This is a genomic window from Xenorhabdus indica (genome assembly GCF_014467235.1).
In the GTDB taxonomy this organism is placed as follows: domain Bacteria; phylum Pseudomonadota; class Gammaproteobacteria; order Enterobacterales; family Enterobacteriaceae; genus Xenorhabdus; species Xenorhabdus indica.
On the sequence record NZ_NKHP01000083.1, the window covers coordinates 1 to 1,214 of the forward strand.

The window sequence follows — 1,214 nt, forward strand, 5'->3', positions numbered from 1 at the left end:
CGCCCAAACTGGTCAAAAGGCTATGCCGAAGACATTCTGGAATATCTGAAAAAAGATATCTTCCCGTATATTGGTAAACGTGCTGTTACCGAGATTAAACCTGCTGAAATGCTGGCTGTGCTGCGAAAAATGGAGCAACGCGGCGTTTTGGATAAATTGAAAAAAACCAGACAGGCCTGTCGGCAAATTTTCACCTATGCCGTCATTACCGGACGGGCAGAGTTCAATCCCGTTACTGACCTTGCCAGCGCACTTAAAGCCCCCAAGCAAAAACATTTTCCACACCTTTTAGCCGACCAGATGAATGATTTCCTCATCGCTTTGAGTAATTATAGTGGCAGTCAGGTTACGCAATCAGCAACACGTATGCTGATGTTGACCGGAGTGCGCACTATCGAGCTGAGAGAATCGGAATGGACTGAATTCGATTTCGATAACGATCTCTGGCAAATTCCCGCTGAGCGAATGAAAATGCGCCGCCCTCACATCGTTCCATTATCAAATCAGGTTAAAGCTATTCTTATTAAGCTGCACGAAATTACAGGGCGCGGGAAATACGTTTTCCCCGGTCGTAACGATGCGGGTAAACCGATGAGTGAGGCAGCCATCAATCAGGTTATTAAGCGTATTGGTTATGACGGCAGGGCCACAGGACACGGTTTCCGCCATACCATGAGTACAATTCTGCATGAACAGGGCTATAACACAGCTTGGATTGAAACTCAGCTTGCTCATGTTGACAAGAACAGTATCCGGGGTACTTACAACCACGCGCAATATCTGGATGGTCGACGGGAAATGCTGCAATGGTATGCGGATCATATGGAGATGTTGGAACGAGGCGAAAATGTGCTGATCGGAAAATTTGGCAAAAGGGCGTAAAGAAGCGGTGATTTTTCATACTTTGTTGGCAGTGCCAGCAAAGTATGATTTTTATACAGAATATCGATGAAAAGGTAGAAGTTCCTAAAAAAATTAATTCAACAAATCGGAAAAACAATTAACGCTGTTTATTTAGTCTTGCTTTTTAAATAATCCGCCTGTCATCAAACAACGTCCACGATGAGCGCTCAAGGACTCGGTAACAGGAGAAAAAATATGACAATGACAGCGTCGAAGGAAAATCTTATTCGTTTGCCGGAAGTTCAACGCAGGACGGGTTATAGCAAGGCGTGGATCTACAAACTGATTAGTGCCGGAGAATTTCCGAAACA

Annotated in this window: 2 protein-coding genes; both read left to right on the forward strand. The window is 44.6% G+C overall.

What is annotated here, in order from left to right; genetic code table 11:
• Positions 1–882, forward strand: an 882-nt coding sequence (locus tag Xind_RS19545; protein WP_187650942.1) for a tyrosine-type recombinase/integrase, incomplete at its 5' end; no start/stop codon positions are given.
• 216 nt (positions 883–1,098) lie between these two features.
• The coding region (locus Xind_RS19550; RefSeq protein ID WP_187650943.1) for a helix-turn-helix transcriptional regulator at positions 1,099–1,214 on the forward strand (116 nt) is incomplete at its 3' end.